Here is a 16,624-nt window from a genome sequence, read left to right as displayed (position 1 = left end):
GGTAAAGAATGCTGGGCGACGCCGGCGGCGGGCATCTTTTCAACTCGACGTTCGAGAACTGGGTATCTGCAAGCGTTGTGAACCCGAGGAGCGGGTTCCGGTTCTGCAGGGAATGGTTTCTCACGCATGTAAGCCGCGGCCAGCCGATACAGATTGCCGTCGAGCCTCTGGATCCGAAATCGGAAAGGGGCGTGCGGCTGCTGCTGACGACGCCGCCCGAGCAAGTGCGGTTGTGGCATGCGCTGGAGCAGGGGGCGCTCGAAGGCGGCGCGAAAGCCGTCAGGGTTCGCCTCAGAGGGTTGCAGGGCGAGGGAGCGAAACTGCAGCTGGACTCGATTGCCTTGTTCAACGGCAATGACGAGCAGCGGAAAGTGGATCGCCGATTGATCGGTGCGGTTCCGCTGAATCGCGATTGGCACGAATTCGCCGTTCCGCTGCGGCCGAGTGGCAACCCGCCGCAGGGACAGCGCTACCTGTCGCTGCGGTTCTCCGGCGCGGGCACGGTCGAAATCGAATTCTGCCGCATCGAGGATCCGGTCGTCGCGACGAGGGTTCTGGCATCGGCCAGGAGCTTCGCGGCGAGGTTGGTGACGGGTTTCCGTCGGACAGCGCCTGTGGTGCCTGGTGGGGGCGGATCGCTCGACGAAGGGCCCGGGGGCGCCGAGCCGCCGCTGGTCGTCTCCGCGGCTGCACCCGAGGTCGCAAGCGTCCACATTGAGCCCGCCGCCGCGGCGGCTTCGCCGCCGCCCAGCCCGACGGCCACCGCGACGGCCGCCAACGCACTGCTCAATGCCCGGTTCGAAAAATGGACCGAAAATCGGCCGGCCCATTGGACCGTATCCGCACCGGCCGGGGTGACGATCAAGCGTGAGGCCGCTGCACGGGATCGTCCGTTTGCGACGCCCTGCCTGTCGGTGATCTTCGGCAAATCGCCGGCAAACCACGTCGTTTCAATTGCCCAGCGCATAGAAGGCTTTGCGGCGCAGCAGTTCGTGGACATCGTAGTCGTGGGACGGGCTGAGGCTCGCACGGAGATCGAGGTCGTGCTCACCGATGCTTCGGGCAAGATCATTCCCGGAGCGCGGGCTACGGTCATACTTTGGCCGAAGTGGCTGCTTCGTCCGGCTCGTGTCAGGTTGCCGGCAAAACTCGAGGCGGGCCAGCAAGGCATTGCCCTGATCGTCCGGGATGGACAAAGCAGCTCCGTGCAATTGGCGTTCGTGGCGGCTGGCGTCGCCGGGGGAGAAATCGCTCGCGAATTCGAGGCACGCCAGGTACTAATCGATTCGAATGCGGTCGTGAATGGTCGTTTCGAGCACTGGTCGGGCAGGCTGAAGCTCTCCCTGACGACCCGCCGGACGGACATCACCGATGAGTGGGTCCTGAACGGAAAGGCGCCTTGCCCTGCCGTCGACGCACGGCTCACCGAAATCGCGCCGCGCGGGCTGAAGGATGGACGCGACCATTCCAGCGTTCTTGCCCTCGCCCTCCATGGGGAGATCGCGGGATCCTACTTGCGGCTGGAGGCGGGGCTGGACTCCCTCCAGATACTGGCGGCGTCACCGCGGGAACTCAGTTTCTGCGCGCGTTCCGCCGAGCCCTCGGCATCGATGGCCAAGCGGGAGCCTTTGGTCATCCAGCAGATCATCGTGGCCGAGCGTCGACGGATTGCTCCCGACAAGCCCGAGTTCGACGTCAAGCGCCTGTTTACCATCAGGAAGAACGTCCGGATCAGCCGCATCGGGGAATACCATACTCTGCCCATCCGGGCGGACCATCGTGTGCTTCTGGAAGCGAAGGCCAGGGAGACGTTGCGCGATGCCGGCCACAGTCTCGTACTGATTTTCGAGTTCGCGGGGTTCGTCGATGTCGCCCTCGGCGATGTGTATCTGGGAAGCGGCGCGTCGCTGGCGGAAGAAGCCGGGCCCGCCCCCCACGAGGTGGCGATGGAGGACCCCAACATTGCCGGGCAGCTGGCGCTCCTCAAGGGCCTCGAGCAGTGGCAGTCGACGCGGCCCATCCTGGCAATGTCGCCGTCTTCGGGGGCCGGGGAAGGCGAACCGGTCAACTGGACGTGGCTGCCCGACTCCAGGTTTTCCGTCGATATCGTGATCTGTGTGTACAATGCGGTCGAGGAAACGTTGGATTGCCTCGAGTCCATTGCCCGGAACACCTCGCTGCCGCATACGGTCACGGTCATCGACGACAAGTCGGGCGATACGACGCGCCTGCAGCTGCGGTCGTATGTGCGGGGCAAGCCCTGGATCCGGTTGATCGAGAACGAAAAGAATCTCGGCTACACGAAGTCGGCGAACATCGGCATGAGTCGTTCCGCCGCCGAGTGGGTCGTGTTGCTGAACAGCGACACGATCGTCACGCCCGGTTGGCTGGAAGGACTGTTCGAGGTCGTCCAGGCCCACCCCAAGGCGGCGATGATCGGACCGGTGTCGAACGCGGCCTCCTGGCAGTCCGTGCCGGAACTGCATGACGTGAAGGGGGGCTGGAGCAGCAATCCGTTGCCGGAAGGTGTGCGGCCGGAGGACGTTTCGCGGCTCGTCAACAACCTGTCGCCCCGGCAGTTCCCGGAAGCGACCCTGCTCAATGGCTTTTGCACACTCATGAAGCGCGAGGTGATCGAGCAGGTCGGATTCCTGGACGAAATCGCGTTCCCCATGGGGTATGGCGAGGAAAACGACTTGTGCCTTCGGGTGAGGAAGGCCGGCTATACGCTGGTGGTCGCCGATCACGTCTACGTTTATCACGTCAAGTCGGCGAGCTTTGGAAGCGCACGCCGGGCCGAGCTTTCGAAACGCGGCACAGCGCAGCTGGCGCTCAAGCATCCGGAGGTCGACATGAAGGCGGTCCAGCGCGAGATGGCTGAATTGACTTCGCTGACGGAGCTTCGGAAGAGGCTGCGTCGGTCGTTGCAGGCCGACGCCGTGCAGGTCACGACGCGGCCTCCCGCGAAGCCCGCCAAGCCGGCCTCGGTCGGCGGCGTGGCCGCTTCCTGATCGCAGGATTCCGAAGGCGGACTGTAAAGCTCTCTGGAGCGGGACGTATCGATGGAAACCGTCAGTGTCATGTTCGTGCTGCCGTCCGGCGGCGGTGGGGGTGGCTCCAACTCCGTCGCCCAGGAGGCCATGGGCCTCGCCAGACTGGGTGTCGACGTGCGGTTGGCCGTCAACGCGCCGAACTACGGTAAATTCCTCTCGAGCTATCCCGAGCTGGAAGCGCTGAACATCCCGGTCCTGTCGTATGCCGACGGAGCAGGTCTCGCCCAGCATCTCGCCACCTGCAAGCTCGCCATCGCGACCACCAACGCTTCGGTCTTCGACGTCGCCAATGCGCGCGCCGAGCTGATGAAAGGTGAGCAGGCGTCGGTCCCGAAACTCGCCTACTACGTCCAGGACTATGAGCCGCTGTTCTATCCGGCCAACAGCGAGCGCTGGATCAAAGCCGGCCAGTCCTACGCGGCATTGAAGGATGCCATGCTGTTTGCGAAGACGAACTGGCTGTGTGACATCGTGTATGCGAATCACGGCATCAAGGTGCTCAAGGTCGTCCCGTCGATCGACCACGACGTTCACTATCCAAACCTGCGCCGGGCGGGTTCACCGCTCTCGGTCATCGCCATGCTGCGACCGGCGACCCCGAGGCGTGCGCCGAAGCGGACGGTTCGGATCATGCGGGCCGTCGCCGGGAAATACGCCGATGTGTCCATGCAGGTGTTCGGCGCCAGCGACGAGGAACTCGAGGCCGCGGGCATCGCGCTGCCGGCCAACGTCAAGAACTGGGGTGTCCTCAAGCGGTCAGAGGTGCCGGACCTGCTCCGGTCCAGCGACCTGTTTCTCGATTTGTCGGACTATCAGGCGTTTGGGCGAACCGGCCTGGAAGGGATGGCGTGCGGATGCATCCCGATCGTTCCCGTACTGGGGGGCACCAGCGAGTATGCCGTTCATGGCCGCAATGCCTTTGTCGTCGATACGCGCAGTGACCAGGAGGTCCTTACGGCCATTGATACCTTCGTCTCGATGACGCCCGGCGCCCGTGCCGAGATGAGGCAAGCGGCGCTTGAAACCAGCGCCGAATTCACAGTAACAAAGGCGGCATTATCGGAGTTGAGGATTTTCCAGCAGTTCGCAAGGGGTTAGGGCGGAAAATGCACAATGCCCTAGAACATTTCGGCTGCTAGAATACACCGGATGTCCTAGACTAACTGCGCGCATCATTGCTTATTTCAACCTCCAGGAAGCTTGATGGCGAACCCAAATCCCGGAAAGCATCTCTCGCTGCTCGAGGCGATCAATTCGGACGGTGAGAGTCGAGAATCCAGGCAAAAAGGTGAGGCCACAGCCGGCGAATCGCGGGAACGGTCTGCGGTAGCCTACTCCGAAGGCGGTGTCGTGGACCGGCGCGAGGACGCACCGGCGGGGGTTCCGGGCCAGACAGAAGCCCGGGGCGTGACGGTGGAGCCAGTTCGCCGCGACGACGCGGTCGTGGACGTGCAGGTTCCCGAGTTGCCGAAACGCTCGCACAAGCGCCGATGGGGCGGCCTGGTCTCGTTCATTCTCTGCGTCGTGCTGCCGACGGTGATCGCCGGCGTTTACTATTTCGCCTATGCGACCGACCAGTACGTCGCCAGCTTCAAATTCATCGTTCGGGACATCAGCACGTCGACCAGTACGTCCGCGGCTACGGATGCGTTGACCGCGATGGTCGGCACGTCCTCGAAGGCGAGTCCATTTGAGAGTTACATGCTCGTGGAGTACATGACCAGCCGGCAGGCGGTGCAGGATCTCCAGAACAAGATCGACATCGTTACGCGCTATTCGCGGCCCTTCATCGATTCCTGGTCACGTTTGGACCCGTCAGCCTCGGTGGAGGGCATTGCAAGGTATTGGAAGCTCATGGCCCGGGTGGAATATGACACCGTACAGGGAACTTCCGCTGCCGAGATCCGGGCGTTCACGGCCGAGGACGCCTTCCTTATAGCTGAGACGCTGCTGTCCCTCGGCGAAGATCTGGTCAACGAGATGGCGCAGCGCCCGCAGCGCGAGGCGGTTCAATACGCAGAGGCCGAGGTCAAGCGCGCTGAAAATCGCCTGAAGACCGTCATCGCTGATTTGGCGGCATTCCGGAACGAGTCCGGAGTAATTGATCCCCTGACGAATCTAGTGACTTCCAATGCTAAGGTAGCGGCGGAACTTCGTTCTTCGATGGCTATGATACAGACTGAAATGGCTGCGATGAAGAGGCAGGGACTTAACCCGAACGCCCAGCAATTGCAGGCGCTGCAGACAAAGCTCAGGGCAACCGAGGATCAGTTGAAGGAGGTGGAAGCGCAAGTCTCCAAAACCAAGCAGTCAGGGAACTCGTCGATCGCGAAGATTGTCGCCCGCTTTGAGGAGCTGGAACTGGAACGTGTGTTTGCGCAGAACATGCTTACGTCGACGATGCAGACGCTGGAACAAGCCCGCGCCAATGCTTCGGCAAAGCGGCTCTATGTGACGGCATTCGTCAAGCCGGCCGAGCCGCAGGTATCGACCTATCCGAGGCGATCCATATCAGTGCTGACGGTCGCCGGCGCCGCCCTGCTGCTATGGACGATCAGCCTCCTCCTGAGCCGTTCCATCGGTGAGCACCTCACCTGATCGGTTACCGATCACCTGTGATCGAGTCTCAGAGTTATCACAATCGTGCCGACGATTACTCCCACGATCAGGACGGCCCACATCGTATGGTCTGCAAACCAGTGTGAGAGGAAGTCTAGTAAGCGGACAAAAACCGGCGCCATGCAGAAGTCCTTTTGACTGCGAGCTCACAAATCGGAAGGAGCCAACTGGCTTGGGGGTGATACTCAAATGACGGCACTGGTCAGCAATTGGTTCCTAGGCCTCACCGTCTGGTTTGGGGCTCTCATCAACTGGCGGCGCGTCGTCTGGCTGGCAATGTGTCAGGTCATGCTCGGCTTGAGTCGCAGGAATCGCCTGGGACTGATCTGGGCACTGGCCGAACCTCTGGTGGCCATATCATTAGTCTACGCTGTTCGTGGTCTACTCAGGATGAGAGGGCCGGAGTATGGCACATCTACCTTCCTCTTTTTCGCGACTGGATTTCTACCATACTATTTGTTTATTCGCCTCTCCACTCGCATCCGAGTTGCCCGAATGGGACCAGGAACGAGCCTGCCGGGTGTGTCGAGCCTGGATGAATATATTGCCACCATCCTGGTAAACGCCGTCATTTGGATCACCATGATCGTGGTCCTCTTCTTGGGAATGTGGTGGGTCGGTGACATCGAAGAGGTGGGCTTCATCGACATACCCGTAAGCGCCGTGCCGCTTCTTTTGTTGATCGCGCTTGCAACGGGCATTGGCCTGCTCAATGGCGCCATCAGTCGATACATTCCTTTTTGGGTATTCATCTACTCGATCCTTACCCGTGGACTTCTGTTCCTATCCGGCGTCCTGCAGATAGTTGATCTCCAATCGTTGAGCATACGCCAGTATGCGATCCTCAATCCCTTGTCGCATGCCATTGAATGGTTCCGCCTCGGCGTGTGGGAGCGCTATCCACATAATTCGTTGGACGAGGACTATCTGATCACATGGGTCGTGGTGTGCCTTTTCCTAGGGTTGGTCGTTGACCGTGCATCGCTCAGGACGTTGAGTAGACAGCGATAAAGCTATCCAGAAGGTGATGGTCCGGACAAGCTTCCGGGAGGGGATCTGCGCCGTACACGGCGAGATCACACTGCAGCGATTCTGGCCGCCAAATCTTTCCGGGTTGGCGAGGCCCCTTCCAGGAGGACAGCTCACGTTCCGCAGGAGAACGGAGTAGCTGCTTGAGGGGGCAATTGTACCGAGAGCCGCCCGCCTTAGAGGCCTATGTATGCCGCCGCCAGATCGGGACGATTGCACTTTACGGCTGTATCCGCGGGGCCATGAACTGGAGTTTGACGTTTACGTGTTCGTCCTATCAAGAGAGCATGGCCATGTTCTTCAAGCAGCAGAACTACAAAGGCGGCAAATCGCTGGACGACACTCCCGCGGCCGCGTAACTTTTCCATTGTGATCGCGAGGCGATTCAGAGCGAGAGGAATATGTCAACTATAGAGGTTCCAAGCCAGCCACATATGCCTGCTATTCAGATCCAATATTTGCAAGACAGGTTGGCGCACTCAAAATGCTTTCTTGAATATGGAGCAGGAGGTAGCACAAGGTTGGCTGCCAGAATGGGAGTCAGTCGGATATTTTCCGTTGAAAGCGATGTACAATATTCGAGAAAAGTAATCGGGGCGGCTTTGGCAGATCGAGCCGATCTCAACTTGACTATGAAAACACCCGATATCGGCGTCACCGGGGCTTGGGGATTCCCTGTGAACAAAGAGAAATTTCACCTCTGGCCCAGATACGCGCTCGATATATGGGATGATATTCAAAAGGTGGGGCAATCTCCGGATCTTGTTTTGGTTGATGGACGATTTCGGGTCGCTTGCTTTATGGCGAGCATGATTTTCTGTAACGAGAACGCCGAAATTCTATTTGATGATTACACCAACCGTACAAAAAAATACGGAGTGGCTGCGACCTTGTGTAAGCCAACCCGCATAGTCGGGGGGATGATGGTATTTCACGTGCCACCCAAGCGGTTGTTTCCGCAATTAAGTGCAGCTTTGGCGAGATATTCTTGCATTCCTGATTGATCTTCTCGATCTACGCGCGACGGCCGATGGGTTGCTTGCCAATTGACGCCGAGAAGGTCAGGAGGGGGCTTGCTGGGATTGAGTATTCCGGCGAGTTGTTCAACTGTGGGACGCGTCGCCATGGACGAGCAAGCGCGCTGGTCCTGTCGGGGGGAGACCAGCGAGTCTTGTACCGCTCAGCTTCTCCACATGAGCGGATCGCTTACGCTACTCGATAGTCCATACGAAAGCCTCGGGCAGCGAGATCGCCGTTCAGCCCATTCGGGGTGAGTTCGCTCTCGCGACGACGCTGACCAACTCGGGAGGGGGGATTATCCACTCTTTGGTAGGTGCTATTGCGTCGTGACGATCTTTCGTTGACGTTCCATCTCATTACCAAACGCGCTTTCATTCCCTGCAGCCTTGTTGAGTGAGGCACGAAACAGTTCTTCAATCTCACCCAAAATCCGGGCCGGATTTACAATCCGAAAGTTGATCGAACTAAGGCCGCCCGAGCCTTCGAATGATATCAGCGGTGTGCCATCGGGGCCGTTCGGGAAAAGATCCTCCACATCGTCAGGCCTGTTGCTGAGGAGAGGCGCGGGCGCCTCGGTGTGTCCCTTGTGACTGTAAAGGAAGACGCGTCCAGACTGGCTCAGGTTGATTGCGCTGGTTAGCACGTAACCCGGAACGTTCAGTACCCAGCGCAGCTTGGCAAGCCCGCCGCCTTGGGGCGCCACGAACATGTCCGCATAGCTCAGCCAGATGAGATTCTCGGCCGTGGTCATCCCGACACAGGAAATCACCTCCACCGGCAAATCGGCCAGCTGCAACCGCAGTTCCTCCACAAAGGCGATTTCGCGCTGGATCAAGCTTTCAGGCGCGACAATCGCGCCTGTCGGCATGGCGTTCATACCATCCACCACAACGAACATGCCCTCAGGCGCGCAGCTCGTATAGAGATGCCTGACAACCTGCTCATAAAAGCCGGCCAGATCGGGCACGCTTCGATTTTGAAGGCGTAGGCCGAGCGCAAGGACCGGGCGTCGTGGCCCGTCTCCGTTTCGGCCCAGCCACTTACGAACAAGTGGGACAACGGCACTCGCGACCATGTCCTTGTTCACAGAGCGCTGAATCCGCTCGCGCAGCGATGTGGGGACCTCGGCGAGCCTGAAGCTGAGAAGGTGCCGTCGTTCCCGTGTCGCGTCCACGAACGCCCTTACATCCAGAAGGTCGTCATCGATCGGACGACGGAGCTGGATGGATGACTCGGGGAAGAGCTGTCCGAATGAGCCGTAGATGTCTGCCCCCGGTCGAATAGACAGGTCATAGACGATCAGCGGTTGCCCGCCTGTCTCGCATTCCGCCAAGAGGCCATGCACACCTGAAAGATTGTTCCAGACGAGATGGCCAAGGTGATTGCCGTTCGCTGGACGATAGGCGAGGGCGGGCCCCGCCGGCTCTCTGAACCAGGGGCCGATTGCGTCGCCCGCTGCGGCGTATAGCGCTGCGAGAGCACTCAGCTGCACTTCTGCAAGCGAGCTGTCGCGATGCTCCGGTGTAACCAGGGTTTCTCCATCAGGCAGGAGGACCCAGTTCGTGAAACCTCGCGCGGTCCACTTACCGACGTTGACCAAGGCGACCCAGGCGGGTAGTCCCGGGCCATCCTGCACATGAATTAGGCAATCCCGAACGTTGAGGCGCACAAAGCTAGCGCGCCAAGCCTCACCTGGGCCGGACAGAGCAGGCATGGACAGTCTGCCGGTGCGAAACATGGTCCGAATGCGGTCTGTCCAGTTTAGCCGGAAGACCTCTTCCAGCCGTTCAGACCACGATACACCTAGTGGATACTTTTCATCTTGAGGAAAGGTCACTGCGCGGAGCGTGGGAACGGCCACGGCTCGGAGCAGTCCAACCCGGCACGCAAGGCTCGGGCGCTGCAGGGCCGAGAAATCGGGGTCGGAGACCAAGGCCAGGGGGGCTCGCAGCATGGTCTTGAGCATCGGCTGTAGGGCCGCAGACAGCAGGGGGCGCAACGCAACCCACGCTGGTTGGCGGGCACTTTTGCGAGACTGCCAAGGTGTCAAGGCGACTACCTTTGAGGTGCCATCCAGAACCCATGCGGCCGTCATGCCGTCAGCATGGACGAGGTCGACTACCGCACCGGCCTCACCAATGCGAAGCAGGCCACGAGCGGCCCAACCCGAACTGAAACTGGCTATCGGGTGACCCTGCGAGTCTAGAATGGCCCGACGCTCGCCAGTGGCAGAGACCGCCTGGAGGCACCCCTCCGCCGTGATCACATCTGACCAAGTTACTATACCCATCGGCTTCACCGCCCCCTCGGTTTCTGTCGAGTTGCCCCATTTACTCGTCAGCCACACCAACGTATTTCCTCCGTCGCTTGGGAGCGATCCTCGGGCTTGCAGGGCAGCGACCAAACGTGAGATTAGCCAAGCCATGCGCGGTCTACGGCCAAACATTCACGTCTCATTCATGACTCCATGTCATCTTGCGCGAGGCGCAGTTGTCGATGCATCTGCCATGCCGAGTCCGGCGGAGGAGTAACGGGCCGAACTCGATGTGCTGGTCTGGACATCGGGGCGATGTCGTTCGCGAATTCGTCTCCACCTCATTGGCCATTCCTGCCGTAGCGAGAATTTCCAATCTACGATCTCCGTTCTGCGTCGAGTACCCGCCGTACGAACGAGAGAAATGACGATTTTTCGATGATCAGATCGGCGTTGTTGGGGTTTTTCTTAGACTGCTTGTTCTCAACTTTCTGGCCGACCACGTAGTAATAGTTGAAATTGAGCTGGCTCGCGATTCGCAGAAACGCCGAGCCGTGCACGCCACCTTCGGGGAATATCTCGACCAGGGTGGTATTGGGACGACAGAAGAGGATGTTGGTTAAACCAGCCCCATGGGGCGAGAGGACGACTCGCGCATTGCGGAACGCTTCGATCTGCTCGTTCAAGGAGAGCTTTCCTGGTGCGACGATCCGGAAGCCCATGTCCCTGAGCCCCGGTAGCAGATCGTTCTCGTTCAGAATGCGCCGCATCGAGGATTCATTGCGCGACACATACAGCAATTCCCCGCTCTGATCCCGAACGCGATGTTCTGGCGGAATGATCAAAGTGTCGAGAAAAGAGGCCATCTCTCGTACCAACCCGGCAATGCGTTGACCGCCGCCAAAGGTCAGGCCGGACGAATTCACGGTTCGACCGTGCAGAAATCGATTTCTCTGGTCCTTAACGAACGGCTGCCAAGAGAACAAATCGACGACTTGCTGCTGAAACTGAGTGGCGAGCTGGGGAAGTACGACATCCAGGTTGCTGCCCCTCAGATTGTCGCGAAGCACGGTCGACCTTCCGCAAACGAAGAGCTTGGCGACGCTGTCCAACCACCAGCGGCAATAGTTGCCCATGCGCTGAGATGCGAGCGGCAGAACAATGCGGCCATCTTCGACCCGCGGCGCTAACGCCAACTCCTCGGTCGACGGACCTTGATAGGTTGTCACAAGCTTCGGCACGACGGCGGTTTCGCGTACTGGGCGGCCGTCGATCAACGTGAGCCCCGCCTGGGTATCGACATAGCCGTCCTCAGCGTAGACGACGTACACGGGCCCCGAATCGAAACCAGGCTCAATACCGTTCGACTCCGGAAGAGATGCCCGAAAATGCCGATGTGTCTTGAACTTCTGGGTTTCCAAAACTTCGAGGAAAACGCCCTTCCGGACTTCGAATACGCCGACCTTGTTCTTCGCGGAAGTCGACAGCGATAATACATCAGCCGGCAGGGTATCACTGGGACTCACGCGCCCCTCCTATTTCGGGATCGACAAGATTGAAAGCACGCAATAGCAAGTGCCTTCTTTCATCAACCTTGGGAAGCATCCATCCATGTTGCGAGCCCAAGCCGCCCTTTTGTGATCATTTGATGCTCGTTGGCGCATCATTTTTCACAACTTCAACGGCCATCTTCCGCTCTCTTCTTTTCGATAACTTCGCCGCCATTTCTGGTGTTCCGGCGTGGACAATTCTCATCATGAGACGCATATGCTTCCCGGCTCTCTTCAGAGATTGGCTTCTTCCCCCCAAGGCCCCGGAAACAAGTTCCTGTAACTGCAGGTTGAGGCTTTCGAGCTGCTTCTTCCCTGTGTCCGTGATGTTGATGACGTTCCTACGACTATCGTCCTCGGCGTTCGTGATCGAAATCAACTTCGCTTCGCTCAGTGACGTGCATAGCTGATTGGCGCGTTGCCCGGTAACGCTCAGGCTGCGCGCAAGCATCTTGTTGCTGATCCCCTCTCTGGCTGCGAGGATCGACAAAGCTAGCCATTCCGTCAGGCTTACGTGGGCGCTCTTGAAAAGGGGAAGATTCGCTAGCCCGCCAATCAACCTGCTTGCGGTCATCACTAAGGTCGCCACGTCAAGAATATCGATTGGGCTCGAACGGTCCGGTTCGTCAGCCATCGTCATGGCCCTGGCTCCATTCTCATTCACGGTGCCTCCCTTTGCATCCGCTTACGGCTTATTGTAAAGTACCTTGTCTATTGTGCAAGGGGCTGTCCGCGGCCGCTTCGAAGTTTCCCGGCGCCATCGACGCATGTGTGACCGAATATTTGGCTGAATTGACTCTGAGGGTGAAGGATGAAGAAGATTCTGCGCTATCTGATGGGAGACAAAGGATCACCTCCCTCGGTGCAGAAGCGGTTCGTACCCGCTCATGAGCTTGCTCTGAAAGCGGTCGTGCGCCGGCGCGGCGAGAACGGCAGCGGGGATTCTGAAACCCAGGCAACTTCTGCATTGCCAGCCGTTGCTGAACAACCGGTGACGGTAGCCAAAGAAACAACCGGCAGTGGCCACGGAGCGACGCCATTGCCGCGCCCTCGGGCGGAGCGGCGTGGCGAGCGGAAACAGCGCAGGCGGGAGCAAAACCTTGTTGCTAAGCAAGTTGTCTCGGCTGGCGAACAAAATGGAGCGACGCCGCCGCCGCATCATAAAATGAAGGATGGTGCTTCGAGTGCAGACAATACAGGCTGAAGTAAAGCCCTTCCGGAATTGAGGTACTGTTTGAAATCAGTACATTGTGATTCAGGTGACAAACTTGCCATAGACGTATCAAAGACTGTCAGAGATACCGACCATTTACTTGGACGTGTCGCAATCTTCACAGGAGGAGGTCGATCTCGTCATGGGATTCGCCCTCAAGTGCTTCGTTCGGGATTGCTGGTTCGGGATCCAATTGCGCGAACACCACAAGAGCGTCGTCCAGCCGTTCGTAGAGCGTGAAATTGCCACCATAGAGGATCGCAGCTTTTGCGTCCGAACCGAGTGATCTTGCAAGGCGTTCTGAGCCGGTTCCCAGCAGCATGGTCGCCTCTTTGCTTCTGCGGGCCAATATCTGTTGGCCCACTTTGTATAAATCGGGGCGACAGCCCCGAGGCGTTCCATAAAAATAATAATCGCACGGGATCGCATAGGTCAGTATGAAATTGAGTTCGCGCCTCAGCAGCGCGGGAAGTTGGGCGAGCGGTGTGCGAAACAGTCGATCGTGTCGAATGGTTGCAGATACGAAATCGAGAACCTGCTCAGTATCAAACCGATAAAGAGGTGCAAGCAATCGAATAAGTTCTAAAGGGGTTCCGCCCGAGGAGTATCTGAGAAACCCCCCTGGAGGGGATATCGTCCCTTCACGTCTGATATGGCCTTCGCTCGGTATCGAAAGACCCGCAATGACGTTCAGGAAAACGGCAAGAGATTCCGGCTGATTGCTGAGAATGACGTACTGCGATCGCGGCTCGATTGCCCACGTGACATCCTTGGCAATCGTGCGCTGAAAGCGCTTCGGCCCGATCACTTTCGAGACGGAGTATAAATTGATCGACAATGGCGCCGAAGGGTTGGCAGAGATTGAGAGGTTCTTGGCTTCAATTGTACAAGCCGGTATTCTGTTGGAGCAAGGGGTGTGCGCATCCTTAGTCTAATCGGAAACTATGCGCGATCTCTATCGGGTCCCGATCAGCGGGAATGCTGCATCCTGCGATCGAGGAAGTAAGGTGTTGCCTGCTCCGAGCGGCGCCTTCAACATTGCCGAGGAACGGATTTTGCTCACCGCAGTCGACCGTCTGAGTCACCTTCAGCGCCTGGAAGCTGAAAGCATCTTCATCATGCGCGAAGTCGTGGCCGAGTGCGAGAACCCGGTCATGCTCTACTCGATCGGCAAGGATTCAGCCGTGATGCTTCATCTCGCGATGAAGGCATTCTATCCAGCCAAGCCGCCATTTCCCGTAATGCACATCGATACCAGGTGGAAATTCCGGGAGATGATCGCGTTCCGTGACCGTATGGCGGCCGAGCTGGGGCTCAAGCTCATCGTCCACACGAATCCCGATGGGCTTGCACGCGGGATCAATCCCTTCACCCACGGCTCGGCCATCCATACCGATGTCATGAAGACGCAGGGACTGAAGCAGGCACTGGATTTGCATGGCTTCGATGCGGCATTCGGCGGCGCGCGCCGGGACGAAGAGAAGTCGCGGGCGAAGGAACGAATCTTCTCGTTCCGCAGCGAGCATCACCGCTGGGATCCGAAGAACCAGAGGCCGGAGCCTTGGAACCTGTTCAATACGCGCAAGCGCAAGGGCGAGAGCATTCGAGTCTTTCCGTTGTCCAATTGGACGGAGCTCGACATCTGGCAATACATCCATCAGGAGAAGATTCCGATCGTACCCCTGTACTTCGCCAAGCCCCGGCCGGTCGTCGAACGCGATGGAAACCTGATCATGGTCGACGACGAGCGCATGCCGCTCATGCCGGGTGAGAAGCCCGAGCTGAAGCTGGTCCGCTTCCGGACTCTCGGGTGTTATCCGCTGACCGGCGCCATCGAGAGCGAGGCAGCGACATTGCCGGCGATTCTCGAGGAAATGTTCCGCGCCAAGAATTCGGAGAGACATGGGCGGGTCATCGATCGCGACGGCGAGGGGTCGATGGAGAAGAAGAAGCAGGAAGGCTATTTCTGATGGACGGGTCGGAAGAGCGGCTGGACGCGTATCTGCGCCAGCAAGAGCGCAAGGAACTGCTTCGCTTCATCACCTGCGGAAGCGTCGACGACGGCAAGTCGACGCTGATCGGCCGGCTCCTCTACGAGGGCAAGATGCTCTTCGAGGATCAACTGGCGAGCCTCAAGACGGAAAGCGCCAAGGTCGGAACGCAAGGCGGGGAGCTCGACTTCGCGCTTCTCGTCGACGGGCTGGCCGCCGAGCGGGAACAGGGCATCACCATCGATGTGGCCTATCGCTTCTTCGCGACCGACAAGCGCAAGTTCATCGTCGCCGACACGCCCGGTCACGAGCAATACACCCGCAATATGGCGACCGGTGCGTCGACCGCCGACCTGGCGATCATCCTGGGCGACGTCCATCGCAGCAGGGACCTGCTGACGCAGACCCGGCGGCACACCTACATCTGCTCGATGCTCGGCATCCGGAAGCTGGTGCTGGCCGTCAACAAGATGGACCTCGTCGGCTACGACCAGGCCGTCTTCTCGGCGTACACCGCCAAGTACATGGCCTTCGCCAGGCAGCTTGGCATCGAGGAGGTCGCCTGCATTCCCATTTCGGCCCTGCTCGGCGACAACGTCGTCGCGCCGAGCCCGCTCATGCCCTGGTACCATGGCCCGGCGCTGCTGCCTTACCTGGAGACGGTCGAGATCGCTCCCCAGGACGAGAAGCGTCCGTTCCGGATGCCGGTGCAATGGGTGAACCGCCCGAATGCGGATTTTCGCGGCTATGCCGGCACGATCGTGAGCGGAACGGTCCGGGAGGACGACCGCGTCAAGGTGCTGCCGTCGGAGCAGGAGGCGATCGTAAAGCGGATCGTTACCGCCGACGGTAACCTTCCTGCCGCGATATCTGGACAGGCAGTCACGCTCGTCCTCGATCGGGACATCGACGTCAGTCGCGGCGACCTCTTCTGCGACCATGGCCATTCCGTGCCGGTCGCGGACCAGATCGTCGCGCGGCTGCTCTGGATGGCGCCCGACGAGATGCTGCCTGGCCGAACCTATCTGATAAAGGTCGGAGCGACGACGACCGAAGTCACGGTGACGTCGCTCAAGCACCGGATCAACATCAATACGCTGGAGCATACCGCCGCCAAGACTCTCGCGTTGAACGAGATCGGCGTATGCAATCTTTCATTGTCGAAAGCCATTCCGTTCGCGCCGTACGCTGAGAGCCGCGAACTCGGCAGCTTCATTCTCATCGACCGGGTCAGCAACCAGACCGTCGGCATGGGGTTGCTCGACTTCCCGCTGCGGCGGGCCACCAACATTCACTGGCAGGAGCTGGACGTCAGTCGCGAAAGCCGCGCCTCGCAGAAGGGCCAGAAGGCGGCCGTGGTCTGGTTCACGGGCCTGTCGGGGTCCGGCAAGTCGACCATCGCCGTGGCGCTCGAGAAGCGGCTCTTCAGCCTGGGGCGTCACAGCTACATCCTGGACGGCGACAACGTCCGGCATGGGCTCAATCGCGACCTGGGATTTACGGACGCGGACCGCGTGGAGAACATTCGAAGGGTCGCGGAGGTGGCGCGGTTGATGGCCGACGCGGGGCTCGTCGTGATCGTCTCGTTCATCTCCCCGTTTCGCAGCGAGCGCCGGATGGCGAGAGAATTGATCGGGCAGGGCGAGTTCATCGAGATCTTCGTGGATACGCCGCTGGAGGTCTGCGAGGCGCGGGATCCGAAGGGGCTGTATCGCAAGGCGCGCATGGGCCAGATCCCCAATTTCACCGGCATCAGCTCCGTATACGAGGCGCCGGAGAACCCCGAGATCAGGCTCGATACCGGCGCGCAGTCGGTCGAGCAATCAGTGGAGCAATTGATTGCCTATCTGAACGACAACGGCAGTCTGAAAGCGTAGAGGGTAGCGAAGATAGTC

12 protein-coding genes are annotated in these 16,624 nt (G+C 59.4%); 8 read left to right on the top strand and 4 right to left on the bottom strand.

The window, feature by feature from the left end:
- Positions 1 to 8 precede the first annotated feature (8 nt).
- From EPO41_RS14795 to EPO41_RS14775, 5 genes are all read left to right on the top strand, one after another.
- Positions 9 to 3,011 carry a glycosyltransferase family 2 protein gene (locus EPO41_RS14795; protein ID WP_296326391.1) on the top strand — a complete coding sequence of 1,001 codons (3,003 nt, stop codon included), beginning with the start codon at positions 9 to 11 and terminating at the stop codon, positions 3,009 to 3,011.
- Between the two features lie 51 nt (positions 3,012 to 3,062).
- The gene (locus tag EPO41_RS14790) at positions 3,063 to 4,151 is read left to right on the top strand and encodes a glycosyltransferase family 4 protein (RefSeq protein WP_296326386.1); all 1,089 of its coding nucleotides are present in this window, start codon (positions 3,063 to 3,065) and stop codon (positions 4,149 to 4,151) included.
- A gap of 105 nt (positions 4,152 to 4,256) precedes the next feature.
- Positions 4,257 to 5,651, top strand: coding sequence for a hypothetical protein (locus tag EPO41_RS14785; protein ID WP_296326383.1), 1,395 nt, complete (start codon positions 4,257 to 4,259; stop codon positions 5,649 to 5,651).
- A 210-nt stretch (positions 5,652 to 5,861) separates the two neighbouring features.
- A complete protein-coding gene (locus EPO41_RS14780) occupies positions 5,862 to 6,683 on the top strand; it encodes an ABC transporter permease (protein ID WP_296326380.1) in 822 nt (273 codons plus the stop codon).
- 539 nt (positions 6,684 to 7,222) lie between these two features.
- Positions 7,223 to 7,705: a hypothetical protein gene (locus tag EPO41_RS14775; protein WP_296326377.1), complete on the top strand. Its 483-nt coding sequence runs from the start codon at positions 7,223 to 7,225 to the stop codon at positions 7,703 to 7,705.
- Between the two features lie 332 nt (positions 7,706 to 8,037).
- Here the strand turns inward: EPO41_RS14775 and EPO41_RS14770 are convergent, their stop codons facing one another.
- The 3 genes from EPO41_RS14770 to EPO41_RS14760 form a co-directional block, all read right to left on the bottom strand.
- Positions 8,038 to 9,687, bottom strand: coding sequence for a hypothetical protein (locus EPO41_RS14770; protein WP_296326374.1), 1,650 nt, complete (start codon positions 9,685 to 9,687; stop codon positions 8,038 to 8,040).
- Positions 9,688 to 10,352: 665 nt separating this feature from the next.
- A complete protein-coding gene (locus EPO41_RS14765) occupies positions 10,353 to 11,501 on the bottom strand; it encodes a glycosyltransferase family 61 protein (protein WP_296326371.1) in 1,149 nt (382 codons plus the stop codon).
- Positions 11,502 to 11,616: 115 nt separating this feature from the next.
- Positions 11,617 to 12,165, bottom strand: a complete 549-nt coding sequence (locus EPO41_RS14760) for a MarR family winged helix-turn-helix transcriptional regulator (protein ID WP_296326369.1) — start codon at positions 12,163 to 12,165, stop codon at positions 11,617 to 11,619.
- A 171-nt stretch (positions 12,166 to 12,336) separates the two neighbouring features.
- Here EPO41_RS14760 and EPO41_RS14755 point away from each other — a divergent pair, with 171 nt between their 5' ends.
- Positions 12,337 to 12,729 (top strand): hypothetical protein, encoded by a 393-nt coding sequence (locus EPO41_RS14755; protein ID WP_296326366.1) that lies wholly within the window; start codon positions 12,337 to 12,339, stop codon positions 12,727 to 12,729.
- Between the two features lie 127 nt (positions 12,730 to 12,856).
- On the opposite strand, the gene EPO41_RS14750 is transcribed toward EPO41_RS14755, so the two are convergent.
- On the bottom strand, positions 12,857 to 13,546 hold the full coding sequence (locus tag EPO41_RS14750) for a hypothetical protein (RefSeq protein ID WP_296326363.1): 690 nt from the start codon (positions 13,544 to 13,546) through the stop codon (positions 12,857 to 12,859).
- Between the two features lie 229 nt (positions 13,547 to 13,775).
- Between EPO41_RS14750 and cysD the strand changes: the two genes are divergently transcribed.
- Together cysD and cysN are read left to right on the top strand one after the other, a co-directional pair.
- Positions 13,776 to 14,708: a sulfate adenylyltransferase subunit CysD gene (gene cysD / locus EPO41_RS14745; protein ID WP_296326434.1), complete on the top strand. Its 933-nt coding sequence runs from the start codon at positions 13,776 to 13,778 to the stop codon at positions 14,706 to 14,708.
- On the top strand, positions 14,708 to 16,606 hold the full coding sequence (gene cysN, locus EPO41_RS14740; RefSeq protein ID WP_296326359.1) for a sulfate adenylyltransferase subunit CysN: 1,899 nt from the start codon (positions 14,708 to 14,710) through the stop codon (positions 16,604 to 16,606). The genes cysD and cysN overlap by 1 nt, the downstream gene beginning before the upstream one ends.
- Positions 16,607 to 16,624 lie beyond the last annotated feature (18 nt).

It is taken from the genome of Reyranella sp., assembly GCF_004297265.1.
GTDB lineage: Bacteria > Pseudomonadota > Alphaproteobacteria > Reyranellales > Reyranellaceae > Reyranella.
The sequence above is the reverse complement of the archived record's forward strand: the minus strand, read 5'-3'. Positions and strand labels throughout refer to the sequence as shown.